At 30.0% G+C, this 25,191-nt stretch carries 26 protein-coding genes; 13 read left to right on the forward strand and 13 right to left on the reverse strand.

What is annotated here, in order from left to right:
• The first annotated feature begins 4 nt into the window (after positions 1–4).
• From AABJ49_RS04320 to groL, 6 genes are all read left to right on the forward strand, one after another.
• Entirely contained in the window at positions 5–1,273 is a 1,269-nt protein-coding gene (locus AABJ49_RS04320; protein WP_338376330.1) for a sigma-54 dependent transcriptional regulator, read from the forward strand.
• A gap of 12 nt (positions 1,274–1,285) precedes the next feature.
• Positions 1,286–1,789 (forward strand): LptE family protein, encoded by a 504-nt coding sequence (locus tag AABJ49_RS04325; protein ID WP_338376331.1) that lies wholly within the window; start codon positions 1,286–1,288, stop codon positions 1,787–1,789.
• A gap of 11 nt (positions 1,790–1,800) precedes the next feature.
• On the forward strand, positions 1,801–2,613 hold the full coding sequence (locus tag AABJ49_RS04330) for a tetratricopeptide repeat protein (RefSeq protein WP_338376332.1): 813 nt from the start codon (positions 1,801–1,803) through the stop codon (positions 2,611–2,613).
• Entirely contained in the window at positions 2,613–2,975 is a 363-nt protein-coding gene (secG, locus tag AABJ49_RS04335; protein WP_338376453.1) for a preprotein translocase subunit SecG, read from the forward strand. The genes AABJ49_RS04330 and secG overlap by 1 nt, the downstream gene beginning before the upstream one ends.
• Before the next feature lie 137 nt (positions 2,976–3,112).
• A complete protein-coding gene (locus AABJ49_RS04340) occupies positions 3,113–3,388 on the forward strand; it encodes a co-chaperone GroES (RefSeq protein WP_338376333.1) in 276 nt (91 codons plus the stop codon).
• A gap of 70 nt (positions 3,389–3,458) precedes the next feature.
• On the forward strand, positions 3,459–5,084 hold the full coding sequence (gene groL, locus AABJ49_RS04345; protein WP_338376334.1) for a chaperonin GroEL: 1,626 nt from the start codon (positions 3,459–3,461) through the stop codon (positions 5,082–5,084).
• An 80-nt stretch (positions 5,085–5,164) separates the two neighbouring features.
• Here the strand turns inward: groL and AABJ49_RS04350 are convergent, their stop codons facing one another.
• The 7 genes from AABJ49_RS04350 to xrtF are packed head-to-tail and all read right to left on the reverse strand — an operon-like array spanning position 5,165 to position 11,523.
• The gene (locus AABJ49_RS04350; protein WP_338376335.1) at positions 5,165–5,515 is read right to left on the reverse strand and encodes a metal transporter; all 351 of its coding nucleotides are present in this window, start codon (positions 5,513–5,515) and stop codon (positions 5,165–5,167) included.
• A gap of 58 nt (positions 5,516–5,573) precedes the next feature.
• Positions 5,574–7,817, reverse strand: a complete 2,244-nt coding sequence (locus tag AABJ49_RS04355) for a TonB-dependent receptor (RefSeq protein ID WP_338376336.1) — start codon at positions 7,815–7,817, stop codon at positions 5,574–5,576.
• 54 nt (positions 7,818–7,871) lie between these two features.
• Positions 7,872–8,279: a hypothetical protein gene (locus tag AABJ49_RS04360; RefSeq protein ID WP_338376337.1), complete on the reverse strand. Its 408-nt coding sequence runs from the start codon at positions 8,277–8,279 to the stop codon at positions 7,872–7,874.
• 45 nt (positions 8,280–8,324) lie between these two features.
• Entirely contained in the window at positions 8,325–9,680 is a 1,356-nt protein-coding gene (locus AABJ49_RS04365; protein WP_338376338.1) for an MBL fold metallo-hydrolase, read from the reverse strand.
• A gap of 3 nt (positions 9,681–9,683) precedes the next feature.
• The gene (locus AABJ49_RS04370; RefSeq protein WP_338376339.1) at positions 9,684–10,520 is read right to left on the reverse strand and encodes a restriction endonuclease; all 837 of its coding nucleotides are present in this window, start codon (positions 10,518–10,520) and stop codon (positions 9,684–9,686) included.
• A 39-nt stretch (positions 10,521–10,559) separates the two neighbouring features.
• Positions 10,560–10,991, reverse strand: coding sequence for an exosortase F system-associated protein (locus AABJ49_RS04375; protein ID WP_338376340.1), 432 nt, complete (start codon positions 10,989–10,991; stop codon positions 10,560–10,562).
• The gene (xrtF, locus tag AABJ49_RS04380) at positions 10,981–11,523 is read right to left on the reverse strand and encodes an exosortase family protein XrtF (protein ID WP_338376342.1); all 543 of its coding nucleotides are present in this window, start codon (positions 11,521–11,523) and stop codon (positions 10,981–10,983) included. The genes AABJ49_RS04375 and xrtF overlap by 11 nt, the downstream gene beginning before the upstream one ends.
• Before the next feature lie 143 nt (positions 11,524–11,666).
• Between xrtF and AABJ49_RS04385 the strand changes: the two genes are divergently transcribed.
• The 4 genes from AABJ49_RS04385 (at position 11,667) to AABJ49_RS04400 (ending at position 17,133) form a co-directional block, all read left to right on the forward strand.
• Positions 11,667–12,125, forward strand: a complete 459-nt coding sequence (locus AABJ49_RS04385) for a GAF domain-containing protein (protein ID WP_338376344.1) — start codon at positions 11,667–11,669, stop codon at positions 12,123–12,125.
• Positions 12,126–12,214: 89 nt separating this feature from the next.
• Complete coding sequence (gene rpsO / locus AABJ49_RS04390) at positions 12,215–12,484, forward strand: 30S ribosomal protein S15 (RefSeq protein WP_338376346.1); 270 nt, start codon at positions 12,215–12,217, stop codon at positions 12,482–12,484.
• A gap of 135 nt (positions 12,485–12,619) precedes the next feature.
• Positions 12,620–14,794, forward strand: coding sequence for a polyribonucleotide nucleotidyltransferase (locus AABJ49_RS04395; protein ID WP_338376348.1), 2,175 nt, complete (start codon positions 12,620–12,622; stop codon positions 14,792–14,794).
• Positions 14,795–14,901: 107 nt separating this feature from the next.
• Positions 14,902–17,133, forward strand: a complete 2,232-nt coding sequence (locus tag AABJ49_RS04400; protein WP_338376350.1) for a hypothetical protein — start codon at positions 14,902–14,904, stop codon at positions 17,131–17,133.
• A gap of 37 nt (positions 17,134–17,170) precedes the next feature.
• On the opposite strand, the gene AABJ49_RS04405 is transcribed toward AABJ49_RS04400, so the two are convergent.
• Together AABJ49_RS04405 and AABJ49_RS04410 are read right to left on the reverse strand one after the other, a co-directional pair.
• Positions 17,171–17,782, reverse strand: a complete 612-nt coding sequence (locus AABJ49_RS04405) for a hypothetical protein (RefSeq protein WP_338376352.1) — start codon at positions 17,780–17,782, stop codon at positions 17,171–17,173.
• 3 nt (positions 17,783–17,785) lie between these two features.
• Positions 17,786–18,640 carry a hypothetical protein gene (locus AABJ49_RS04410; RefSeq protein ID WP_338376354.1) on the reverse strand — a complete coding sequence of 285 codons (855 nt, stop codon included), beginning with the start codon at positions 18,638–18,640 and terminating at the stop codon, positions 17,786–17,788.
• A gap of 102 nt (positions 18,641–18,742) precedes the next feature.
• Between AABJ49_RS04410 and AABJ49_RS04415 the strand changes: the two genes are divergently transcribed.
• From AABJ49_RS04415 to rpe, 3 genes are all read left to right on the forward strand, one after another.
• Entirely contained in the window at positions 18,743–19,693 is a 951-nt protein-coding gene (locus AABJ49_RS04415; protein WP_338376356.1) for a hypothetical protein, read from the forward strand.
• A gap of 80 nt (positions 19,694–19,773) precedes the next feature.
• On the forward strand, positions 19,774–20,637 hold the full coding sequence (locus tag AABJ49_RS04420; protein ID WP_008256407.1) for a sigma-70 family RNA polymerase sigma factor: 864 nt from the start codon (positions 19,774–19,776) through the stop codon (positions 20,635–20,637).
• A gap of 266 nt (positions 20,638–20,903) precedes the next feature.
• Positions 20,904–21,566, forward strand: coding sequence for a ribulose-phosphate 3-epimerase (gene rpe, locus AABJ49_RS04425; RefSeq protein ID WP_338376361.1), 663 nt, complete (start codon positions 20,904–20,906; stop codon positions 21,564–21,566).
• Between the two features lie 57 nt (positions 21,567–21,623).
• Here the strand turns inward: rpe and AABJ49_RS04430 are convergent, their stop codons facing one another.
• The 4 genes from AABJ49_RS04430 to AABJ49_RS04445 all read right to left on the reverse strand — a co-directional run bounded on the left by AABJ49_RS04430 (position 21,624) and on the right by AABJ49_RS04445 (position 25,019).
• Positions 21,624–22,610 carry a T9SS type A sorting domain-containing protein gene (locus AABJ49_RS04430; RefSeq protein WP_338376363.1) on the reverse strand — a complete coding sequence of 329 codons (987 nt, stop codon included), beginning with the start codon at positions 22,608–22,610 and terminating at the stop codon, positions 21,624–21,626.
• An 82-nt stretch (positions 22,611–22,692) separates the two neighbouring features.
• The gene (locus AABJ49_RS04435; protein WP_338376365.1) at positions 22,693–23,115 is read right to left on the reverse strand and encodes a CBS domain-containing protein; all 423 of its coding nucleotides are present in this window, start codon (positions 23,113–23,115) and stop codon (positions 22,693–22,695) included.
• A gap of 82 nt (positions 23,116–23,197) precedes the next feature.
• Entirely contained in the window at positions 23,198–23,953 is a 756-nt protein-coding gene (locus tag AABJ49_RS04440) for a zinc-dependent peptidase (protein ID WP_338376367.1), read from the reverse strand.
• 232 nt (positions 23,954–24,185) lie between these two features.
• The gene (locus AABJ49_RS04445) at positions 24,186–25,019 is read right to left on the reverse strand and encodes a hypothetical protein (RefSeq protein ID WP_338376369.1); all 834 of its coding nucleotides are present in this window, start codon (positions 25,017–25,019) and stop codon (positions 24,186–24,188) included.
• Positions 25,020–25,191 lie beyond the last annotated feature (172 nt).

A 25,191-nucleotide genomic window follows, 5' to 3' on the forward strand; every position in this document is an offset into this window, starting at 1 on the left:
TAAAATGGAAAGCATACAAAATATAAAACAGCGGTTTGAAATTATTGGAAATGATCCAAAACTCAATCGTGCTATTGAGAAAGCAATCCAAGTTGCTCCAACAGATATTTCTGTATTAGTTACTGGAGAAAGTGGTGTTGGTAAAGAAAGTATGCCCAAAATAATTCATTCGCTCTCTCACAGAAAGCATGGAAAATATATTGCTGTAAACTGTGGAGCAATTCCAGAAGGAACTATTGACAGTGAATTATTTGGTCATGAAAAAGGATCTTTCACAGGTGCAACAGGTGCTCGTGATGGATACTTTGAAGTAGCTGATGGTGGTACAATATTTTTAGATGAAGTTGGAGAATTGCCTTTAACAACTCAAGTTCGTTTGCTTCGAGTTTTGGAAAATGGAGAATTTATTAAAGTAGGATCATCAAAAGTTCAAAAAACAAATGTTCGTATTGTTGCAGCAACAAATGTCAACATGTTTGAAGCTATTGAAAAAGGAAAGTTTAGAGAAGATTTATATTATAGGTTAAGTACCGTTGAAATTTTATTACCTCCTTTAAGAGAACGAAAAGATGATATTCATCTATTGTTTCGCAAATTTGCTTCAGATTTTGCACATAAATACAATATGCCTCCCATAAAATTGGATGAAAATGCCGCACAATATTTAATAAAATATAGGTGGAACGGTAACATTCGTCAATTAAGAAATATAGCTGAACAAATTTCTGTTTTAGAAACCAATCGAGAAGTATCTTTACAAACGCTTCACTCCTATTTACCAAGCGAAGGCTCAAATTTGCCGGCTTTAATTAAAGATAAAAAGGCAACAAATGACTTTAGCAATGAAAGAGAGATTTTGTATAAAGTTCTTTTTGATATGAAAAGTGATTTGTCTGATTTAAAGAAGTTAACTTTAGACATTATTAAAAACGGAAGTTCAAACGTTCAAGAAGCCAATAAAGGTTTGATTCAGAAAATTTATGGAAAACCTGAAGAAAATAACGCTACTTTTGAGGAAGAACCTCGATTAGAAATGATTCCTACAAAAACCCATCAAATTCAAGAAGAGTTTGAAGATGTAGAAGATGACGAAGAAAACTACCTTTTTGCAGAAGCTATTGAAGAAGAAGAAACCTTGAGTTTAGAAGCAAAAGAAATTGAATTAATCAAGAAGTCTTTAGAACGTAATAAAGGAAAAAGAAAAGCTGCTGCTGATGAATTAGGGATTTCTGAAAGAACATTATATAGGAAAATAAAACAATACGACCTTTAAATCAAATTGAAAATGAAAAAAACACAATATATTGCATTAGTTCTTATTTCAATTTTATTAACAGGGTGTGGAGTTTATAACTTTACAGGTGCAAAACCAATTGATGCTAAAACTTTTCAAGTTAATTACTTTCAAAACAATGCGGATTTAATTGAACCGGGAATTGAAAGAACATTTACACGTAAATTACAAGATTACATTGTAAATCAAACTAATTTAAACTTAACCAATGCTGGTGGAGAATTATTGTTTGAAGGAGAAATTACCGAATACAGAATTACTCCTATGACTGCAACAGCTGACCAAAGAGCTGCTCAGAACAGATTAACTATCTCTGTAAATGTTAGATTTACAAACAGAAACAACGAAGAAGATGATTTTGAGAAACGTTTTTCTTTTTATGACGATTTTGATGGAAATGCTCAATTAACAGGTGCTCAACTTACAAAATCTTTAGATGTAATATTTGATAGAATTACTCAAGATATTTTCAATGAAGCTTTGGCTAAATGGTAAAAAAATTTAAATTGAATTTAAACAAAATAACATATCTACTTAATAATCCAGATGCAGTTGATGAAAATCAAACTATGGCATTAGAATCAATTTTGCAACAATATCCTTATTTTCAAGGCATACGTGCTTTGTATCTAAAAGGCTTATATAATTTAGATAGTTATCGTTATAATTTTGAATTAAAAAAAACAGCTGCACATACTACAGATAGAACTATATTGTTTGATTTTATCACTTCAGATAATTTTAAAACTGTTAATACAGAGCTAATTGAAAAACAACAAAATGAAATCAATGAAATATTTGTAGAAAGTTTTGAAATTTTAAACCCAAAGCCATTAAAAAACAATATTGAAATTGAACAATTTAAAGCTTCTAATGAAAAAAGCATTGAGCCTTTGTCTGAAATTGAAGAAAAATTAGATATTAATAAGCCTTTACATTTTGACATTCAAGAGAAACATTCTTTTTCAGAATGGTTACAATTAGCAAAATTTGCACCTATAGAAAGAGAAAATGAAGAAAATAAGGAAGTTTTTCCAGAAGAAAAAAAGAAAAAAATACAGCTTATAGACAAGTTCATTGAATCCAATCCAAAAATTGGACCTATAAAGGAAACCACTATAAATACTGACATTATTGAAAAAGTTTCAGAAGAACCAACTCATTTAATGACAGAAACTTTAGCTAGAATTTACTTGGAACAAAAAAAATATAAGAAAGCAATTCAAGCTTATGAAATATTAATTTTGAAATATCCAGAAAAAAGTATTTTCTTTGCAAACCGAATAAAAGATATAAAGGATTTACAACAAAATAATTAATTATGGGATTTACAGGTTTTTTAATAGCAATCACAATAGTATGTTTTCTATTAATTTTAGCAATTATGGTACAAAACCCAAAAGGTGGAGGATTATCTTCTTCTTTTGGTGGTACACAACAAATAGGTGGTGTTCAAAAAACTACAGACTTTTTAGATAAAAGTACTTGGTATTTAGGAATAGCATTAATCGTTTTAATTTTCTTATCTACTTTAAGTTTTGATAATGGAGGTGTTAATGGTTCTAAAATCGTAAACGAAAGCGAACTAAACGTTGCACCTGTTGTTCCAACTGCACCAGCTGCAAACACACAACCAACTGAAGAAACTGCTGCAACTCAAGCAAACGATACAGCTAAATAATTTTTAGCATCAACATAAAAAATGCCAGCCTGTCAGTGCTGGCTTTTTTTTTGAAGTAAAAATGTCATAAATAACCTTTGGCACAATTTCTGAAATTTAGAAACCAACAATTTAAAATTATAAAAAAACATAAAACTATGTCATTAAACATTAAACCACTTTCAGATCGAGTAGTAATTGAGCCAATGGCTGCAGAAACTACAACCGCTTCAGGATTAATCATACCTGACACTGCTAAAGAAAAACCACAAAAAGGAACAGTTGTAGCAGTAGGAAACGGTAAAAAAGATCATACAATGACTGTAAAAGTTGGCGACACAGTATTGTATGGTAAATATGCAGGTACAGAATTAAAATATGAAGGTATTGATTACCTTATCATGAAAGAAGAAGAAATTTACGCAATTATTTAATTAAAGTATTAAGACAATTAAATTGCCGTTAGGCTTTAGCCAACGGATTAATAATAAAAAATAAATTAAAATGGCAAAAGATATTAAATTCGATATAGAAGCAAGAGATGGCTTAAAAAGAGGTGTTGATGCATTAGCAAATGCAGTTAAAGTAACTCTTGGACCAAAAGGAAGAAATGTTATCATTAGTAAATCTTTTGGTGGACCATCAGTAACTAAAGATGGTGTTTCTGTGGCTAAAGAAATAGAATTAGCAGATCCTTTAGAAAATATGGGAGCTCAAATGGTTAAGGAAGTAGCTTCAAAAACCAATGATTTAGCTGGTGATGGAACAACAACTGCAACAGTTTTAGCACAAGCAATTGTAAAAGAGGGTTTAAAAAACGTTGCAGCTGGAGCAAATCCAATGGATTTAAAAAGAGGAATCGACAAAGCTGTTGAAGCAATCGTTGAAGATTTAGCTAAACAATCGCAAACTGTTGGAAATTCTTCTGAAAAAATAAAGCAAATCGCTTCAATTTCTGCCAACAATGATGATACTATTGGTGAACTAATTGCTCAAGCATTTGACAAAGTAGGAAAAGAAGGTGTAATCACTGTGGAAGAAGCAAAAGGAACTGATACATATGTTGATGTTGTTGAAGGAATGCAGTTTGATAGAGGATATTTATCACCTTACTTCGTAACAGATGCTGATAAAATGATTGCTGAGTTGAATAATCCATATATCTTATTATTCGACAAAAAAATATCAAACTTACAAGAGTTACTCCCAATTCTTGAACCAGTTGCTCAGTCTGGAAAACCATTAGTAATCATTGCAGAAGATGTTGACGGACAAGCATTAGCTACACTAGTAGTTAACAAATTAAGAGGTGGTTTAAAAATTGCAGCTGTAAAAGCTCCAGGTTTTGGGGACAGAAGAAAAGCGATGTTGGAAGACATTGCAATTTTAACTGGTGGAACTGTAATTGCTGAAGAAAGCGGATATTCATTAGAGAATGCTACTTTAGAAATGTTAGGTACTGCAGAAAACGTAACCATCGACAAAGACAATACTACAATTGTAAACGGTGCTGGTTCTCCAGACAATATCAAAGCAAGAGTAAATCAAATCAAAGCGCAAGTTGAAACTACAACTTCTGATTATGATAGAGAAAAACTACAAGAACGTTTAGCTAAATTAGCTGGTGGAGTTGCTGTTCTATATGTTGGTGCTGCTTCTGAAGTAGAAATGAAAGAGAAAAAAGACAGAGTTGATGATGCTTTACATGCAACAAGAGCTGCTGTTGAAGAAGGAATAGTTGCTGGTGGTGGAGTTGCATTAGTTAGAGCAAAAGCTGCTTTAACTAAATTAAAAGCTGAAAATGCTGATGAAGCAACTGGAATTCAAATTGTAAACAGAGCCGTTGAATCTCCATTAAGAACTATTGTTGAAAATGCTGGTGGTGAAGGATCGGTAGTAATTGCAAAAATTTTAGATGGAAAAGCTGATTTTGGTTTCAATGCTAAAACCGGTGAATATGTTCAAATGCTGAAAGCAGGAATTATTGACCCTAAAAAAGTAACTCGTGTAGCATTAGAAAATGCTGCCTCAGTTTCTGGAATGATACTTACTACAGAATGTGCATTAATCGACATCAAAGAAGATACTCCAGCAATGCCAATGGGTGGAGGAATGCCTGGAATGATGTAACTTTAAAGTACGAAGTTAGTTAATAAAATAAAATCCCGATGAGAATTAATCTTATCGGGATTTTTTATTGCCTTTAAATATTACAATCTTTCATATTGACAACAGCTATGCATATCCTCATAAACATCATCTGAAGCTTTAATTAAATCTGTATCATGACCAACAGCCGCAATTGCTTTGGCAACATCTTCTTTACTACATTTATTTTCATCAATAATTACGTGAATATCTTGACAATCCACATGCCATTCAGCACTCTTTACACCTCTTACTGAAAAAGCGGCTTTTTCTATGCGTTTTTCACACATTTCACAGTTTCCTGAAGCTTTTATAATTACTTCTTTGTTTTTGCTTTTCTTAACGGCTTTGTCTTGAGCATTCATTGACAACCCAGCAAAAGAAAGCAATAGAACTAAAATTAATTTTTTCATCTTATTATTATTTATTGTTATTATTATGTTTCTGAAAATCCTAAAATCAAAAAAAACGCTATTTTATTTTAAATCGTAAACCTGCATAATACATTTGACCAAAAACTGGCCCATATATCATACTACTATCAAAATACGAACCAAAGGGATCATTTGCCCCAACAATTGCATTATTCTGCTTGTAGTTACCAATATTTTCTCCACCAACATACATTTCAAATGTACTAGAAAATGTTCTTGTAATTTGAGCATTTACAACTCCAAATGCTTCTCCAAATTCATTTAAACGGTATTCTGGCAAATTACTTGCTGTAATTGGCAAACGTTGTTTTCCTAACCAATTGTATGTTGCATCAAATTTCCATTGTTGACCTTTCTCTAAAATATGCGTTTCAAAGGCTAAATTTGCGAAAAATCTGTTTTTAGCTTGTAGTGCTTTTTGAAGATTTCCAACAATATAATCGGTGTTTACATCATAATATTTGTAAGCTGTTTTTAAATTCAAATGCTTTTTTAATTCAATATTGAATTCAGCTTGAAAGGAATTGGCCACACTTTTTCCTTCCAAATTATAGAAAACAACTTGCTGAGGACTAAAATCTACATCTACAACAGCTTGATTTTGAAAATCTGTTCTATAATAATCCAAAACTATATCAGCATCTTTTCCAAACAATTTGAAATTTTGAATAAAACTCAAACCATAATTCCATGCAATTTCTGGATTTAAACCATATAATTTTCCATCTGAATTTAAAATGGAGAAATTTCTGCTTGAGGCAAATAATTGTTGGTTTTCTGCAAATATGTTAGCAGCTCGTTTTCCTCTTCCAATTGAAGTTCTTAAAACAGCGTCTTTCCAAGGATTATATCTAATATGTAATCTTGGAGTTACAAATGTTTCTAAACGGTTATGGTTATCTACTCTAATTCCAGCTACAACTTGAAAATTTTCTAAATTATCATAGTCATATTCAAAAAAAGCTCCAACTGAATTATCAATTCTAGAAAAATCTTGAGCAAAATTTACTGCCACAAACTCTTTATATTTATCATACGTAAAGTTAACACCTGTTGTAAATTTATTTTTTGTATTGGTAATTATTGAACTAAAAAGCAAATTAGAATAATAACTTTTTTGATCTATGTCATATTGGTTTAAACCAAAATAAGACTCTTGATTGTGCGATTGAAAAGAATTTTGAAAACCAATACTTTGATAAGGCATATCTGGAAAAACATAACCTGTTTTATTAGAAATTTCAAATTTTTCAGTGTTGATTTCGCTTCCCCATGCGTTAGTCGTTAATTTATCTACATCTGGATTAAAAACCACTTGACCAGCTTGTTTTTCGTCATTCATATAACGAAGATTTAAGAAACTCACTATTCCTTTTTCAGCATCATTATATTGCCAACGGTTTAAAATATTGACTTGTTTTCCAATAGGATTATCTAAAAAACCATCATCATTCATATCGTTTTTAGACAACCTTGTATTTCCATGAAGAAATAAGGTAGAACTTAATTTGTCAGAATATTTCTGATTGAAATGCGAATTCAGTTCAAAACGACTATCTGTAGATCCATAAGCATTTAAGAAAAATGGAATATCGTCAGAAGGCTTTAATATTTCATAATTTATTTGACCTGAAATACTTTCATAACCATTAATTACACTTCCAGCACCTTTAGTAATTTGAATGCTTTCAACCCAAGTTCCTGGCACAAAAGACAAACCATAAGCTTGAGATGCTCCACGAACCGAAGGAATATTTTCTTCAGCAATTAAAATGTATGGACTGGTTAAACCCAACATTTTGATTTGTTTGTTTCCAGTAACTGCATCAGAATAATTGACATCAATGGATGGATTTGTAGAAAAGCTTTCAGAAATATTACAACAAGCTGCTTTTAGCAACTCTTTTTGTCCCATTGTTTGTACATTGGTAGCTTTGTAAAGTGAATGTTCTGTGCTTTTTAAAGTTTTTGAAACGGTAACTGCTGTTAGTTCTTCAACCGCTTTTAATTGTATAGTTAAGAAAGAATTGTCAACTACTTCAATTTTTTTGGTATTGTAACCAATATAACTAACAACCAAACTTGTTGTTTCATCTGATTTTTTAATGGCAAATTCACCATTTTCATTGGTAACCACACCAATATTTGTGTTGAGCCAATAGACATTTGCTCCTAATAAAGTTTCATTATTTTCATCTACTATTTTCCCTTTGACTACGTCATTTTGAGCTTGCGTTATCGAAGTAAACAATAATAATAGATATATTATTTTTCTATACATAATTATTTATTTAACGTTATTTAATCAATTTTAATTTGATAAAAACATTAAATATTAAGCGTATAAGACTAATTGGCAATTTAATTTATAAATGGGTGGTGCATTGGAATCGCAATAAAAAGCAACAGTTTCTTTTTTGGTATAAAAAACCTGTCTTTTTAAAAATTCGAATGATGTGTTTGATTGAAAAACAATAGATTCAAATCCTGTTTTAATGTGTTTAGCAACAAAATTATCGGTTTTCTTTTCAACCTTAATTACTTTATCAGAACAGCATTTATCATGATTATTTTCTAAAGCACAACAAGAAGCGATTTCTTCAATACAAGGCTCTTCAAAATCAGATTTCAATGAAATAGACGCAATAGTATCATTACAATAATGTACTGTAAAACTATAGCCTATGTTAGCCATAAAAACCACAAATGCCAAAAGTATACTAATGTGTTTTTTAAATTTCATCAAGGCAAAAATAAGAATTTCAAATCAATTTGACGTTAAAACTTTCTAAATTTCAATGATTTGTTCTAAAAGTGGCACTACACAATCAAAACCGTAAGTTTCATTAATCTTTATTCGAAGTTCATCTGCAGCTGAATTTTCACCATGAATTAAAAATACTTTTTGAGGCTTATTTTCCAATTCACTTAACCAATTAATCAAGTCTTTTTGATCACCATGAGCAGATAATCCTTCCACTAACAACACATTGGCATTTACTGGATAATATTTTCCATAGAATTTAATTTCTTTTGAACCTTCTAGCAATTTTCTTCCTCGAGTTCCTTCTGCTTGATAACCAACCATAAGAACCGTATTTTTTTCGTCTACAATATATCTTTCTAAATAGGAAAGCACTCTTCCACCAGTTATCATTCCGCTTGCTGCAATAATTACTTTTGGCTTTTCATTATAAATCATATCAATTGTGTCTTTATAAGAAGAAATCATGGTAAACATTTTACACATTTCTTCGCACTGATGTGGATTTAATTTATGCCATTTTGTATTTTCCAAAAAAACATCGAGAACACTTATTCCCATTGGTGTATCAATAACATAAGGCATATTTGGAATTCGATTTTGCTCTTTTAATTGCCAAAGCAAATACATAACAGATTGAACTCGCTCAACAGCAAAACTTGGAATCACAACATTTCCTCCTTTTCGAAAAGTGTTGTTAATAATTTGTTCCAACTCAAACATCACATCATTCTCAGGATGTAACCTATTTCCATACGTACTTTCCATGAAAACAAAATCTGCTTTTTTAGGCTTAACAGGTGGATAAAGCAAAACGTCATCATCTTGACCAATATCGCCAGAAAAAACCAAAACCTTATCCTCAATATGCAATTCTATGGAACAAGCTCCAATAATATGACTGGCGTAAAAGAATTTGAAATAAATATCATCTGTCAATTTAACTTCTAAATCTTTATCGACAACTCTAAAAAACGGAATTACTTTTTCTGCATCTTTAACAGTGTATAAAGGTTTGGCTGGATTGTGTTTAGAATAATTTTCTTTATTAGCTCTTTCTGCTTCTTCTTCCTGAATTTTTGCACTGTCTAAAAGAATTAATTGAGAAATTTGTTTGGTAGGACTAGTACAAAATATCTTTCCTAGAAAACCATCATTTACTAATTTTGGTAACCAACCACAATGATCTAAATGTCCGTGAGAAAGCAAAACAAAATCAATTGTTGAAGGCAAAATCGATAAAGGTTGCCAATTTAACTCTCGCAAAGCTTTTAACCCTTGAAACAAGCCACAATCAATTAAAATTCTGGTTTCGTTGTGTTCAACTACAAATTTTGAACCTGTCACTGTTCCGGCAGCACCTAAAAAGTAAATTTTCATTTTTTATTGTTTTAGAATATTACACAATTGATTGGTTTCTTTTAATACATTTTTAATTCGGGTTTGACTTAAACCAATTTTATTCAACCAATCTTTATTAGCTAACAATTCTCTTGCAGTAATAATATTTTGAGTTAATAATTTGTCTTTTTCAGAAAGTGTTAAAGTCGTTAGAGCAGTAACTGGATATATATGATGGAAATCAATTTTGTTTTTCAAACTATTTCCTGAAGGATAATTCCAACTTAATAATTCTAGTTTAGAACATCTTGCAAATTGAATAGCATCTTCTGTAAAGCGATTATTGGTAACAATCCAACATTTTTCAATATTAGCAGTTTCATTAAAAAAAGTAAATTCTTGACTAGCCAAATCATTATATCTTGATAAAATATACATGGGGACTTTTACATCTGTTTTGGCATCTTGACTTCCATGAAACTTGCATTCAACCATGCTGACAATTTCATTTTTCTTTAGTAAGACATCAACTTCATGTGAAACGCACTTTCCATTTAAAGATAAATTTGTTTGTGTTTCATATCCTTCAATTTCAAAAACTTTTGCAATGAATTTTTCAAAATAAAATCCAGCTGGACCAAGAGCCATAATTGCCGTTCTTAAATTATATTTTGCTGCATGAACATTGGAAACTTTTTTTAACAGCTGAAAAGCCATTTTATAAATTTTTTTCGTAGGAATTCCATCATACAATTCTTTTTCAATTGTATTAAGAACACGAAAAACGTCTTCTTCATTTGCTCCAGATTTGAATAAGGATTTCTTGAGCTTGTCTTTATCAAATATAACAACTTCACCAGAAAATTTAGTAACTTTCATAATACTAACTTTAATACTTAAAGATAGTGAAAAAAAATGTTATTCAGTTTTTTTTTGAAAGTAAAATGCTGGAATTAAAAGTATTAATAAGATAGGCTGAATTAAAAATCGTCGTACATAAAACAACAGCAAATAATCAGGCTTATCTAATCCAAACACTAAAAATGAAAACACTATTATTAACACAACAAACAATATCAAATACAAAAACAACGCAATTTTGACATGCATTTTGTTTTGAAAAAGTAAATAAATGATACTTATGGAAAGTAATGTATTGGCTAAATATCTTAAAAAAAGATTCAATAGTAATTTAAAACCTTCAAAATCCGGTAACGATTTATTATGATAATCAGATTTGAAAAAATGTAAAAAAGGGTCATAAAACAATTTGCTTTCAAAAAATCTTATGCTTACAATCAAAATGAAAGCAATGAAAATCCCAAAATATCTAATCGTTTTATTTTGCATATTTAGAGAATTTTGTAACCCAAATTACCCACAAAATAAAAACTACTCCATATATAAAAAGTGGAAAAACTGTTCCGTGTAAAAATTCTTCATAAGCTGGGTAGTAATAAATAGCCCAAACTAATAAACCAATTCTAACAACATTCAAAATATAAACTAAAACAGCTCCAACGATTATATATAAAAAGGTTTTTTTCCAATTTGACGCAAAAGCAAAAATAAAAGCCGCGAATAAAATAATGACACTAATTGCGTTACAACCTTCGATAATTCTAGCAACATACTTTCCATTATATATTACTTTCATAGAAGCCTCATTGTTGTTTGGAATTATACTATAATTTTCACCAAACAAATGCATCAAATAAGAAGTATGACTTGAAACCATTTTTGTTATTGAATCCAACTCAAATTTTGAAACATCAAACTGATCTAAAAATTGGTTATAGATATATGCAAAAACAAAATAGAATAAAACAAATTTTATTAAAAAGGTAAAAAAGGGTTTGTATTGAATAAAAATTTCCTTCAAGTTTAATTTTTTTCAAAAATATACATTTTAAGTGAAACAATATTGGTTTTTACTTTTCAACATAACCAAAAACATAAGTTAAAATAAAATCAATTCGTTTTTTGATATGAATTGTATTAAATACTTTTGTAAAAAAATAGAAAATGAACTTTGAATCTTTAAAACCATCAATTATTGAATTTGTAGAAAACAATTCATCAACAAGAGATGAAAAACTAAAAAATATTTGTCAATACTTACAAGACAATATTTCATATTACAATTGGGTTGGATTTTATTTTGCCAATCACGAAACTAAAACTTTACACCTAGGACCTTATGTTGGAGCAGAAACAGACCATACTGTTATCCCTTTTGGAAAAGGAATTTGTGGTCAAGTGGCAGAGTCTAACGCAAATTTTGTAGTACCAGACGTATCAGCTCAAGATAATTATATTGCTTGTAGTTTCACTGTTAAGTCAGAAATTGTTGTTCCATTATTTGTAAATGGGAAAAACATAGGTCAGATAGACATTGATTCACATGTAATTGATCCATTTACTGAAGCAGACGAACGCTTTTTAGAGTTTGTAAATGAGCAAGTTGCATTATTATTTAAATAGTACTTGTTTTGTTTTGAAATAAGATTATCTTTGCACCCGAATTGCTACCATACAATTCATACATAATAATCATTAAAAATAATATTGGCATGTACTTAACTAAAGAAGTAAAAGCAGAAATCTTCGCTAAACATGGAGGAAAAGCAGAAAACACAGGATCTGCAGAAGGACAAATCGCGTTATTCACTCACAGAATTTCACACTTAACGGAGCACTTAAAGAAAAATCGTCATGATTATAACACTGAGCGTTCGTTAGTACTTTTAGTAGGAAAAAGAAGAAGTCTTCTTGATTACTTAATTAAGAAAGACATTTTGAGATATCGTGCGATTATCAAAGAATTAAACATCAGAAAATAATAAATACGAGGGGCTTTGTGCCCCTTTTATTTTACGTTTTATATTAGAAAAAGTTCGGTTTTTCATTGGGTTTCAAACAACTACACAACAACTACAACACAACTAACCCTTTGTTTAATTAAGAATTAAAAAATTATGATTCCAAAAGTATTTCAAGAAGTTATCGATTTGGGAGATGGAAGAAGCATCTCAATCGAAACTGGAAAATTAGCAAAACAAGCTGATGGATCTGTGGTTGTTAGAATGGGAGATTGTATGTTGCTTGCAACTGCAGTATCAGCAAGAACAGCAAACCCAGGTGTAGATTTTCTACCTTTAACAGTAGATTACCGTGAAAAATTTGCAGCAGCAGGGCGTTTTCCTGGTGGATTTTTCAAAAGAGAAGCACGTCCTAGTGACAGTGAAGTTTTAACCATGAGATTAGTTGACCGTGTATTGCGTCCACTTTTCCCAGATGACTATCACGCTGAAACTCAAGTAATGATTCAATTAATGTCTCATGATGATAATGTTATGCCAGATGCATTAGCAGGTTTAGCAGCATCAGCAGCATTAGCAGTATCAGATATTCCTTTTTACAATTTAATTTCAGAAGTTCGTGTTGCACGTGTGGATGGTAAATTTGTAATCAACCCAAGCAGAGAACAATTAGCACAATCAGATTTAGATATGATGATTGGTGCTTCAATGGATTCTGTTGCCATGGTTGAAGGAGAAATGCATGAAATTTCTGAAGCAGAAATGGTTGAAGCTATTAAATTTGCTCATGAAGCTATTAAAGTTCAAGTAGCCGCTCAACAAAAATTGCGTGCAGCAGTTGGATCACCAGAATATAGAACATACGATGGAGAACCAGAAAACGAAGAAGTGTATGCAAAAATTAAAGCCTTCTCTTACGATAAATATTATGCAATAGCTCAAGAAGCTTCTGCAAAAAGCGAAAGAGGCGAAAAATTTGCTGAAATTAAAGAAGAAATTAAAGCTTTATTTACTGAAGAAGATCATGCTGAAAATGCTGATTTATCTGAATTAATTGGTAAATACATATATAAAACCCAAAAAGAAGCTGTTCGAAATGTAATTCTTGAAAAAGGAACACGTTTAGACGGAAGAAAAACTACAGAAATCAGACCTATCTGGTGTGAAACTGATTATTTACCTTCTGTACACGGTTCTTCTTTATTTACTCGTGGAGAAACTCAAGCATTAGCAACAGTAACTTTAGGAACATCAAGAGAAGCAAATCAAATAGATTCACCTTCTGAACAAGGAGAAGAAAAATTCTATTTACATTATAACTTCCCTCCTTTTTCAACTGGAGAAGCAAGACCTTTAAGAGGTACATCTAGAAGAGAAGTTGGACATGGGAATTTAGCACAACGTGCTTTAAAAAACATGATTCCTGCTGATTGTCCTTATACAATTCGTGTGGTTTCTGAAGTTTTAGAATCTAATGGTTCTTCTTCAATGGCAACTGTTTGTGCAGGAACAATGGCTTTAATGGATGCTGGTGTTCAAATGACAAAACCAGTTTCTGGAATTGCCATGGGATTAATTACTGACGGAACGAATTTTGCCGTTTTATCTGATATCTTAGGAGACGAAGATCACTTAGGTGATATGGATTTTAAAGTAACAGGAACAGCTGATGGTATCACTGCTTGTCAGATGGACATTAAAATTGACGGATTACGCTATGATATTATGGAACAGGCTTTAGCACAGGCTAGAGACGGTCGTTTACATATTTTAGGAAAATTAACTGAAACAATTGCTCAACCAAGGGTAGATGTAAAAGCTCATTCTCCAAAAATCATTACAAGAAGAATTCCAAATGCATTTATTGGAGCACTAATTGGACCTGGAGGAAAAGTAATTCAAGAATTACAAAAAGCTACCGGAACAACTATAGTTATCAATGAAGATCCAATTACAGAAGAAGGAATTGTTGAAATTTTAGGAACTGATCCAGCAGGAATTGCAACGGTTATGGCTAAAATTGATTCAATCATTTTCAAACCTGAAGTTGGGGAAGCTTATGAAGTAAAAGTAATCAAAATGTTAGATTTTGGAGCAGTTGTAGAATACACACAAGCACCAGGAAATGAAGTTTTATTACACGTTTCTGAATTAGCTTGGGAAAGAACCGAAAACGTTACTGATGTTGTAAAGATGGGTGATGTATTCATGGTAAAATATTTTGGAGTTGATCCAAAAACAAGAAAAGAAAAAGTTTCAAGAAAAGCATTATTACCTAGACCTCCTAGAGAAGAAAAGCCTATCGAGAAAAAAGATAAACCACAAGGTTAATTCGATTATTTAATTCATATAAAATCCTGTTGCATTCATTTGCAACAGGATTTTTTTTAGGTATCTTTTTAGCTTATCTTGTGTGAAATTTAGAATCTAATCATAGAATGGAAAAAAATCTACAAAACTTAAAAGCCAATTTTGGAACATTACCTGTTTTTTTAACAGCCATTTCAACCATTCTTGGAGCAGTTATGTTCTTACGTTTTGGTTACGCTGTTGGAGAAGTAGGTTTTATTGGAACATTACTAATAATTATAGTTGGACACTTAGTAACAATTCCTACAGCTATGGCTTTAGCTGAAATAGCAACCAATCAGAAAGTAGAAGGTGGTGGAGAATATTTTATCATTTCACGTTCATTTGGTGTAAATGTTGGTGCTTCCATTGGAATTGCATTATATCTTTCTCAAGCTATTAGCGTTGCATTTTATGTAATTGCATTTGCAGAATCTTTTGAAGCCTTAAAACCAATAATCGAAATTGAATTTGGATATACTATTTATGACAATAGAATATTTAGCATTCCTGCTTTATTGATTTTAATTGGATTAATGGTAACAAAAGGTGCTGATTTAGGCATGAAAGCGTTATATGTTGTTGTTGGCATATTATTTATTTCGTTGGTCATGTTTTTTGCTGGAACAACTGATTATGCAGCTACATATGATAGTTCTTTATTGTTTAAAAATGTAGATTCAAAAGTGGGTATATTTGCTGTTTTTGCCATTATTTTTCCAGCTTTTACAGGAATGACAGCTGGTGTAGGTTTATCAGGAGATTTAAAAGACCCAAAAAAATCTATTCCAATGGGAACATTAGCTGCAACAATAATTGGGATGGTAATTTATGTCTTTATTGCATTAAAACTTTCTTATTCTGCTTCTCCAGATGATTTAGTAAACGACCAATTGGTGATGAGTAGAATTGCGTATTGGGGACCAATTATTCCCATAGGTTTAGCAGCTGCAACTATTTCTTCTGCTTTAGGTTCGTTTATGGTTGCTCCAAGAACATTGCAAGCTATAGGTAGTGATAATGTATTTCCAAGAGACAAAGTGAATAAATGGGTTGCAAAAGGAACTCCAAAGAAAAACGAACCTAGAAACGCAACCATTTTGACTAGTGTCATTGCTTTAGTTTTTGTTTTAATGGGAGATGTTAATGCTGTAGCTGAAGTAATTTCGATGTTTTTCATGGTGACTTATGGTTCCTTATGTTTAATCTCATTTATGCAACATTTTGCAGCTGATCCGGCCTACCGACCTTCGTTTAAATCAAAATGGTATTTATCTTTACTTGGTGCAATTTTGTGTGTCTATTTGATGTTTAAAATCAATACAGTTTATGCTGTTGCTTCCATTTTATTGATGGTTGGAATTTACTTTTACATCACACATAAGAATGAATCTAAAAAAGGAATGGCCAACATTTTTCAAGGTGTAATTCATCAGTTTAGTCGAAATTTACAAGTCTTTCTTCAAAAAACAGACAAGGAAAAATCAGATGATTATTGGAGACCAGGTGTTTTATGTTTATCAAAAGATTCTTTTGACAGATTAACTGCTTTTGAAATGATGAAGTGGATTTCAAATCGCTACGGCTTTGGAACATACATTCATTATGAAAAAGATTATTTCTCCAAACAATCTAAAGAAATTGCTGATGAGAAATTAGAAAAGCTAATTAAAATAGCCAATAATACAAAATCAAATGTGTTTTTAGAAACCATAATTTCACCTTCAAACACAAATGCTATTGTTCAAGCCATACAGCAACCTGGAATTTCAGGCCATTCTAATAATATGATGTTGTTTGAGTTTAAAAAAGGAACAACAGAATGGTTAACTGATGTAGTGGATAATTACAAGCTTATTCAAAGTGCCAATTATGATTTATGCGTGTTAGCTAGTTCAGACAAAGGATTTGGATATAGAAATGAAATTCATGTTTGGGTTAAGAAAGAAGATTATGAAAATGCTAATTTAATGATCTTATTATCTTACATTATTTTAGGTCATAGAGATTGGAAAGGTGCCGAAATTAAAATATTTGCAGCCGTTAACAAAGTTAATATCGAACAAGAAAAAGCGTACTTGACTGAGTTAACCACAACTGGAAGATTACCTATTTCACCAAAAAACATAATAGTTATTCCAATTGACGAGTCTGATGACAAAATTGAATTAATCAACGAAACGTCAAAATTTGCTGATTTAACTATTTTAGGTTTTCACGAAAGTTCTATTAAAACAAAAGGAATTAAAATTTTTAATCTTTATGATAAATTAGGTACAATCTTATTTGTAAACACTTTAAAAGGAAAGCAAATTAAGTAAAACAATAAAGCCTCATTCTTATCAAATGAGGCTTTTGTTACTGTCTATAAACTAATCCGAATAGTAAACTGTGTGAGCCATATTTTTCATTTACATATTCATTAAACAAGTTATAAGGTGAAAAATTATAATGACATTGTAAACCAATATTTTTATAATTTAGTTTGATTCCTTGTGACAAATATAAAGAACATAAAATTTCATGATTAGATTTATTTTCACCAAAATCTAATTCATCTGGTGCTTCATAAAAATTAAATATAAATCCAATTCCTGAATTCCACTCCAAATTAAAATCTTTTATTTGATTTGACATGGAAATCCCTTTAGAAAACCTTGTTCCAGCTGAAATACCAAAATGATTAGATTTATAACTCACAATAGAATCTCTATATTTAAAATCAATATCTCTAGCTTTAATTGGCATGAAAATATTAAATCCTAGATCAACATAATCTTCTCTAACAATTTTAGTTCTATACCAAAAACCAACACTTGGAGAGGTTTCAAACTTATCTACCATTTTTCCTAATGGTTTTATCACACCAACTTCAATATAAACTCTTTCGTATTCACTTTTAGAAATTGAATCATTTTGAGAAAATCCTAAATAACTAACAAACATCATAAAACAATGTATCTTTTTCATAGCTTACCAATTTATAAAAGGTAATGACCTCTTGTTATTTACATTCCAAATTCCAACTTGTAATCCTTTTGAATACGAACGATTAAAAACTCCTATTTGAAAACCTTTATTTATTTTAACGTAATTGACAACACCAATATGTAGCCCTTTTAATTCATAAGTAAGATTAAAAACTCCTACATTCATCCCTTTTAGATTATTATTTGCATTAAGCAAACCAATAGCAATTCCGTTATGATTATCACTAATATTCCCTATTGCAGTAATTGAAACACCATTAAAATCATTGTATTTATTAGCTAATGAAACATTTAAACCATTCATTGAAGTTCTTGTAAAAAAACAACCCGTTGAAATATTAATTCCATTGATTTTTAAATAGGGTGTAATCTTCCAATTTTCAATTTTCTCAAAATCATTTTCTCCCGTTATAGGCACGTTGTTGTTTTTTATGACTTCAGGCAAATACATAATTGCTATAAATCCTATAAATGCACCTGCAATTGGAGCACCATTAATTTCAAGATTTAATCCGTTTATAGTTTGATTTTCAATATTTCTATTTTCAAAATGACCAGCACCAAATACTAAACCATTTACTTTATCTACTTTTTTGGAAATTGGTGACAAACTGAAAATCTGAGTGTGCATTTCATAAGAAATACTGTCATTTTGAGCATAACTACACACTGAAATAAACATGAAAAAAACTAAATAGCTTTTGGCATACATTTTTCGCATTAATCTATTTATTATAGACGAATAGGATTTGAGTTCTTTTGATATAAAAATCGATAAATCTTCACTACAACACATAATTTTGTTGATGCTATCTTTCAATAAATTTGATTCTTTCATGACTTGTACGTTTAAAAATTCAAAACAAATTTATTTGGTTTATCGCAAATAAATTTGTGACATTTAATTATAAATAATTATATATTTGTGAAAATCGCAAAAATGAACACACAAAACTTGCTTTTAAACGCTATTAGAAAAAAACTTGGTGACGGAGTTTCTATAATTGAAGAAATCGCTAGTGTTTTAAATATTAGTTATGATGCATCACACAGAAGAGTTTCAAATAAAAGTAAATTCTCTATAGAAGAAGCCGTTTTACTTTGCACTCATTATGATATAGCAATGGATTCTCTATTTAAGAATGAAGAAAAACACATTCTAGAAAAAACAAAAACAATAAAAACAGTTGCTGATTTTAAAATATATTTAGAAAAATCAGCCTTATTGTTAAGCAAATTTAAGTCAAATGATTCTACTGTTTATTATTCAGCCAAAGATATTCCATTGCACTATACTATTGGAGGAAGTTTGTTATCAAAATTTAAAATCTATGTTTGGCTTAACATATTAACCTCTGAACAAAATATAAGTTTTGAAAATTTTAAAATTGAAGAATCTATGCTTCAAGAATCATCTAATCTAATTTCTATTTTTGAAAACGCTAACAGAATTGAAATATGGAACGATACTACTATTAATAGTTCGCTGCAACAACTATATTACTTTTATGAAGCTGGATTACTAAATTACAATAACGCTTTACAGATAATTGCTGATATAAAAAAAATAATTACTACAATAGAAAACAAAGTACAAGTAAGTAATTCAAATTTTGAATTATTTTACAATGAATTATTAGTTTTAAACAATACTGTTTTGTGTATCAATAATAATAATTCATCTTTTTTTATTCCTCATAATATGTTAAGCTATTATGTAACAAATGATAAAAATATTTGCGAAGAAGAAAAAACATTTATTACAAACCAATTAAAAAATTCGAAATCTATTTCAAAAGCAGGAAAAAAAGATCAAAAAATCTTCTTTAATAGAATGTTTCAAAAGATAGATTTCTTTACAAACAAAATAGAAAATTACTTACTTGAATAATTTATTTTAAAACTTTTGTAACTTTTTTGAAACCTTTACGTATAACAATTGTACACAACTAAAAAAGTGTTAGAAAAAGAATGAGACAACTTAAAATTACTAAGCAGGTAACGAATCGTGAAACTGCATCCCTTGACAAGTATTTACAAGAGATTGGAAAAGTTGACCTAATTACTGCAGATGAAGAAGTAGAATTAGCGCAACGAATTAAAGCTGGTGATCAACGAGCTTTAGAAAAACTAACCAAAGCAAATTTACGTTTCGTAGTTTCTGTTGCCAAACAATATCAAAATCAAGGGCTTACACTTCCTGATTTAATTAATGAAGGAAACTTAGGTTTAATCAAAGCAGCTCAACGTTTTGATGAAACGCGTGGTTTCAAATTTATATCTTACGCTGTTTGGTGGATTCGTCAATCTATCTTGCAAGCTTTAGCTGAGCAATCTCGTATTGTGCGTTTGCCATTAAACAAAATTGGTTCTATCAATAAAATCAACAAAATGTATGCTTTATTAGAGCAATCTAATGAAAGACCACCTTCTGCTGAAGAAATTGCAAAAGAATTAGACATGACAGTAAATGATGTAAAAGAGTCAATGAAAAACTCTGGTCGTCATTTATCAATGGATGCACCTCTTGTGGAAGGAGAAGATTCAAACCTTTATGACGTTTTACGTTCAGGTGAATCTCCAAATCCAGATAGAGAATTAATTCATGAGTCATTACAAACTGAAATTGAAAGAGCATTAGAAACATTAACTCCAAGAGAAGCTGATGTGGTTCGTTTGTATTTTGGCTTAGGAGACCAACACCCAATGACTTTAGAAGAAATTGGAGAAACTTTTGACTTAACTCGTGAGCGTGTTCGTCAAATTAAAGAAAAAGCTATTAGAAGATTGAAGCATACTTCTAGAAGTAAAATATTAAAAACATATTTAGGGTAAAACCTAATAAACGTGAACAATAGTCTAAGACTATTCGTTTTTTGATTGATGATTGAAACTCCGGCTGATTACCGGAGTTTTGCTTTTTGGGGATCAAAACTCCAGTCTGTTCACTTCGTTCGAGTTTCCGGAATTTTGCTTTTTAGTACATTAATTATAAACCATTAAGCTTTATTTGATTAAAACATAAAACAAATAAAACTCGAAACAATTTTTAAACATTTAAACTAAAAACTATCTTTGCACAAACAACAACACAACTAAAAATGAATAAAAACACTTTAATTGCACCTTCTGTATTAGCTGCCGATTTTGCTAACTTACAACGAGACATCGAAATGATTAACAACAGTGAAGCCGATTGGTTTCATATTGACATTATGGATGGTGTTTTTGTACCTAACATTTCTTTTGGAATGCCCGTTTTACAGGCCATATCAAAACATGCTAAAAAAACCATTGATGTGCATTTAATGATTGTTGACCCTGATAGATACATCTCAACTTTTAAAAAATTAGGTGCAGATGTTTTGACTGTTCATTATGAAGCTTGTACTCATTTACACAGAACACTACAAGCGATTAAAGCAGAAGGAATGCAAGCAGGTGTTGCGTTAAATCCGCACACAAATGTATCTTTATTAGAAGATGTGATTAATGACATTGATTTAGTTTGTATCATGAGTGTTAATCCTGGATTTGGAGGACAATCTTTTATTGAAAATACCTATAAAAAAGTAAAACAATTAAAAGAAATAATTACTAGAAATAACGCTTCTACTAAAATTGAGATTGATGGTGGTGTTACCAATAAAAATGCAAAACAATTAGTAGATGCTGGAGCTGATGTATTAGTTGCCGGAAGTTATGTGTTTGGAGCAGATGACCCTATTGCAACAATAGTAGATTTGAAGAAAATTACAAAATAAGTATCAAAAAAGCCATATACTATAGCATATGGCTTTTAAAATATAACTTTTTTCAAATTATAATTTTACAAACTTTTTAACTGCAATTCCGTTTTCTGATTGTAATTTTAATATATAATTTCCAGAATTTAAACCTGAAACATCTAAAATAACATCTGTACTAAAAGAAGATTTTAATGATTCAACAAGTCTTCCAGTAACATCAAAAACCTCAATTAACCCATCAGAGCTATTTGAACCGTCTGAAATAGTAATATTATTCTCTACTGGATTTGGATAAATTAAAACATTAGATTCAAATTGATTTTTTTCAGCTGATAAAACCATCGCTCCGTTTATATTAAAAGGAAAAGCCAAAGTATTTCCAGAACCACCATCCATTAAATTTGCCCATGCTGTTGCAGTTCTTTGTTTAGCATTCCATGAAGTATTACTTAAAGTATTTAGAATGGTTACAGGAGGAAAAAAAATACTTCCATCATTAATAGCATGAACTTGCATTTCAACCCAATATGTACCTGCAGGCAATGAGGCAGTTACATTAGCATTAAATTTCCATATTTTCCTTGTTGTACCTACAGTTGCAGAAGTCCTATACATAAATGCTTCTCCGCTATTTGCAGTATTAAGTAGATTTGTTGTCATATTTCCAAAAACAATAGTTGATGTAGAAAGTGCAGGATCTCCACTCCATATTCTAACTCTTAATACATCAATTGGAATTGTTGTTCCTGTATAACTTGTTTGGTATCCAAAAAAATCAACACTGGTTAAATTCCAAATTTGACCAACTGGAACAACAAATTCATCAGCTAAAGCAAAATCTGAAGTTAGAGCATTATTGTAAATCGCTCCACTTCCAAGAGATGTGTTTGGCGTCTGTAGTTCTGACCATGTATAACCCGTTGGAGCAACTGATCCTCCAGTCGTAGTAGTTCCTGTTGAGATAGGACCATTACTAAATATTTGTTGAGCACTAATTTTTTGACCAATGGATACAACAAATAAAAAAGAAAACATCAATAATGTAATTTTTTTGTTCATAATTTATGTTTTTATGTTTAACACAATATTAAGAATAAAATCAACACAAAATTAATTATTTAACATTTTTAATGAAAATAAATTACTCATACTGACTGATTAAGTATTTTATCAAGTCTGTTGTCGTGACAATTCCAACCAACAAATCTCCTTCTACAACCGGCAATGCATGAAACTCTTTACTAGATAAAATTTCTGCAGTTTCTTTTATAGTTGTGTATGGATTAATGGTTACTAAATTTTTAGCCATTACTTGTTCCACAGTAAACAAATTATAAACTGTTGCGTCTACTACTTCATCTTCATCATCAACAGCATCTACAAATGAAATTCGTAATAAATCGGTGTAACTCAACATTCCTATAATTCTATTGCCATTAACCACAGGAATGTGTCTGATTTTATTTTTCTTAAATAAAGATTCAGCTTTGGTTAAATCATCTTTAAGATTTAATTTAATTACGTTTTGTGTCATAATGGTTGACACTGGAACTTTTTGCTTCATAACTATCTATTTTTGAGATTAATAAAATAAAGTTATGCTTAAATTTACAAAAAAAATATGATAAATATTAGGTAATAATAAATTATTCCGAAAAATTAATCATTGATCTTACTTTTTCATATAATTCTGGAAATTCTTTTTTAAATTGAATTGGTGATTCGAAAAAATGCCCTAAAACTACTGCAATAAATTCAAACTGATTGGTGTAGGCATAAACCCTAAAATAATTAGAATTAACCAATCGTTTAAAATTTGCTGGTCTTTTAACTTGTTCTAAAATTTCATCATGAGTAACCGAAAAAATCGTAGCAGAAATATCTTTATTTATTTTTCCTTGAAAATGCAGTACATGTGAAAACTCATGTAGTCCCAAATTTAAATTATCATTACTTATCTCATAACCTTCCAAAAAATGTTTCCATGAAAAAACTATAGTTTTCATTCTTGGATTAAATTCACCTTTGTGATAATCCTTATTTATTGTGGAATAATAAACATCTGGATAAATGATGATTTTATCAATTAAAGTAAACAGGTATTTTCTCATTCCAAAAGTTAACATTACAGCTGTTGAAGCAACTAGAACTTTCATTTGATCTGTGATTATCAAACCATCTTTACCATAAAAGGGATATTTTTCAATAAATGATGCTACTCTATGCTCAAAATATCTTTTTGCTTTAGAATTTAATTTTTTATAAAATTCAAATTCATTGGTAAGAATATAAAGCTGAGTTAATGTTAATCTTTTGGGTTTAAGATAAAAATGCACGTAAAAAGGCTTACCAAATAAATAGGCATAAAAAGGTTCTATAATAGAATTATAGAGTCTTATCATTAAAATAAAAACTATAAAAAGTAAAAAATATAACAAAAAACAAAGATTTAAAAGAGGCAAATGAATTTAGCTAAAATAAAAAAATCCTGAACATAAATGCCCAGGATTTAAAATAAAAAAATCTGAATCAAAAGCCTGTAGACTAATTCCATTTATGTTTGTTTTATATCATTTTTTGAATCTATCAATTTTAAGAGGGGTTAATTAAATGTTAAAAAAGTTTTAGAGAAAATTAATCTTCAATATTCTTAATGTATTTATCAATAATATAATGAGATATAGGCTTTAAAGCTTTTCCAGTTTCTGGATGCATCCCCAATTGATTGAAATATTCTGGTTCACCATTTACCTTACAATAAAAAACGAGTGGTTTATCTCCTTTAAAAAAAACTGTTGTCGAATCCACTTCAATCTTTTCTAAAGAAAATTGATTTGTATTAATAGGCACAACATCATTAATGTTTGCAAAATTTTTTACTTCACATTCTACTTCGACATAATGATTGTTTTGCCATTGCATACACTTTTTTTTATTGTTAAAAAGATACATAAAAAAAAACCCAACTATAAAAATCATTAGAGCTATTATTATATATTTTATTTTATTAAAACCCTTCGAAGGTTTCTTTACAAAATCATCTGATTTTTTTTCTTCAGAATTAGCATTAACAACATTAATAATAACAGGTGGCTTTTCTACTTCATTACTTTTTAAATATTTAGTTAAAGGTCTTGGCTCCAAACCCACTAAAAGAGCCATAATATCAATTAAATCATGTTTAGGTGTTTCTGTCTTCCCTTTAAAAAAATTACAAATTGGTTTTAACTTATCAATATCAAAATTTTCAATATTTTTTTTATCCTTATCATCTTCTTTTAAATCAAAAAAATGCTTCAAAATCTTATAATCATTTTTTGTTGCTGTACATTTTAAAATCTCTACACACAAATTACGAATCGACGCAGGAGTTGGATTGTTTAAAAAGGTAGAATGATTGCCATTTTTCTCATCATTATATTTCTTTTTTATCTCAATCAAATAAGTCTCAAGAGTATTTTTATTCATAAGCTATACTAAATTTTATAAGAATTATTCAGAATTCATCGGAATCATCGGAACAACCGGAATTCCGTATAAAAACCATAACAAAAACCTCATTTCTTTGCCTCAGAATTAGTTCTTGTTCTATTTCGCGATAAGAACAAATGTACAAAACTACTTCTAAAAAAAGTGATGC

Source organism: uncultured Flavobacterium sp., from assembly GCF_963922255.1.
GTDB lineage: Bacteria > Bacteroidota > Bacteroidia > Flavobacteriales > Flavobacteriaceae > Flavobacterium.

Excerpts from the sequence above, each read along its gene's own strand:
- AABJ49_RS04320 (WP_338376330.1), top strand. The coding sequence starts at position 5 with ATGGAAAGCATACAAAATATAAAACAGCGGTTTGAAATTATTGGAAAT.
- AABJ49_RS04325 (WP_338376331.1), top strand. The coding sequence starts at position 1,286 with ATGAAAAAAACACAATATATTGCATTAGTTCTTATTTCAATTTTATTA.
- AABJ49_RS04340 (WP_338376333.1), top strand. The coding sequence starts at position 3,113 with ATGTCATTAAACATTAAACCACTTTCAGATCGAGTAGTAATTGAGCCA.
- groL (WP_338376334.1), top strand. The coding sequence starts at position 3,459 with ATGGCAAAAGATATTAAATTCGATATAGAAGCAAGAGATGGCTTAAAA.
- AABJ49_RS04350 (WP_338376335.1), bottom strand. The coding sequence starts at position 5,515 with ATGAAAAAATTAATTTTAGTTCTATTGCTTTCTTTTGCTGGGTTGTCA.
- AABJ49_RS04355 (WP_338376336.1), bottom strand. The coding sequence starts at position 7,817 with ATGTATAGAAAAATAATATATCTATTATTATTGTTTACTTCGATAACG.
- AABJ49_RS04360 (WP_338376337.1), bottom strand. The coding sequence starts at position 8,279 with ATGAAATTTAAAAAACACATTAGTATACTTTTGGCATTTGTGGTTTTT.
- AABJ49_RS04365 (WP_338376338.1), bottom strand. The coding sequence starts at position 9,680 with ATGAAAATTTACTTTTTAGGTGCTGCCGGAACAGTGACAGGTTCAAAA.
- AABJ49_RS04370 (WP_338376339.1), bottom strand. The coding sequence starts at position 10,520 with ATGAAAGTTACTAAATTTTCTGGTGAAGTTGTTATATTTGATAAAGAC.
- AABJ49_RS04375 (WP_338376340.1), bottom strand. The coding sequence starts at position 10,991 with ATGCAAAATAAAACGATTAGATATTTTGGGATTTTCATTGCTTTCATT.
- AABJ49_RS04385 (WP_338376344.1), top strand. The coding sequence starts at position 11,667 with ATGAACTTTGAATCTTTAAAACCATCAATTATTGAATTTGTAGAAAAC.
- rpsO (WP_338376346.1), top strand. The coding sequence starts at position 12,215 with ATGTACTTAACTAAAGAAGTAAAAGCAGAAATCTTCGCTAAACATGGA.
- AABJ49_RS04395 (WP_338376348.1), top strand. The coding sequence starts at position 12,620 with ATGATTCCAAAAGTATTTCAAGAAGTTATCGATTTGGGAGATGGAAGA.
- AABJ49_RS04400 (WP_338376350.1), top strand. The coding sequence starts at position 14,902 with ATGGAAAAAAATCTACAAAACTTAAAAGCCAATTTTGGAACATTACCT.
- AABJ49_RS04405 (WP_338376352.1), bottom strand. The coding sequence starts at position 17,782 with ATGAAAAAGATACATTGTTTTATGATGTTTGTTAGTTATTTAGGATTT.
- AABJ49_RS04410 (WP_338376354.1), bottom strand. The coding sequence starts at position 18,640 with ATGAAAGAATCAAATTTATTGAAAGATAGCATCAACAAAATTATGTGT.
- AABJ49_RS04415 (WP_338376356.1), top strand. The coding sequence starts at position 18,743 with ATGAACACACAAAACTTGCTTTTAAACGCTATTAGAAAAAAACTTGGT.
- AABJ49_RS04420 (WP_008256407.1), top strand. The coding sequence starts at position 19,774 with ATGAGACAACTTAAAATTACTAAGCAGGTAACGAATCGTGAAACTGCA.
- rpe (WP_338376361.1), top strand. The coding sequence starts at position 20,904 with ATGAATAAAAACACTTTAATTGCACCTTCTGTATTAGCTGCCGATTTT.
- AABJ49_RS04430 (WP_338376363.1), bottom strand. The coding sequence starts at position 22,610 with ATGAACAAAAAAATTACATTATTGATGTTTTCTTTTTTATTTGTTGTA.
- AABJ49_RS04435 (WP_338376365.1), bottom strand. The coding sequence starts at position 23,115 with ATGAAGCAAAAAGTTCCAGTGTCAACCATTATGACACAAAACGTAATT.
- AABJ49_RS04440 (WP_338376367.1), bottom strand. The coding sequence starts at position 23,953 with ATGATAAGACTCTATAATTCTATTATAGAACCTTTTTATGCCTATTTA.
- AABJ49_RS04445 (WP_338376369.1), bottom strand. The coding sequence starts at position 25,019 with ATGAATAAAAATACTCTTGAGACTTATTTGATTGAGATAAAAAAGAAA.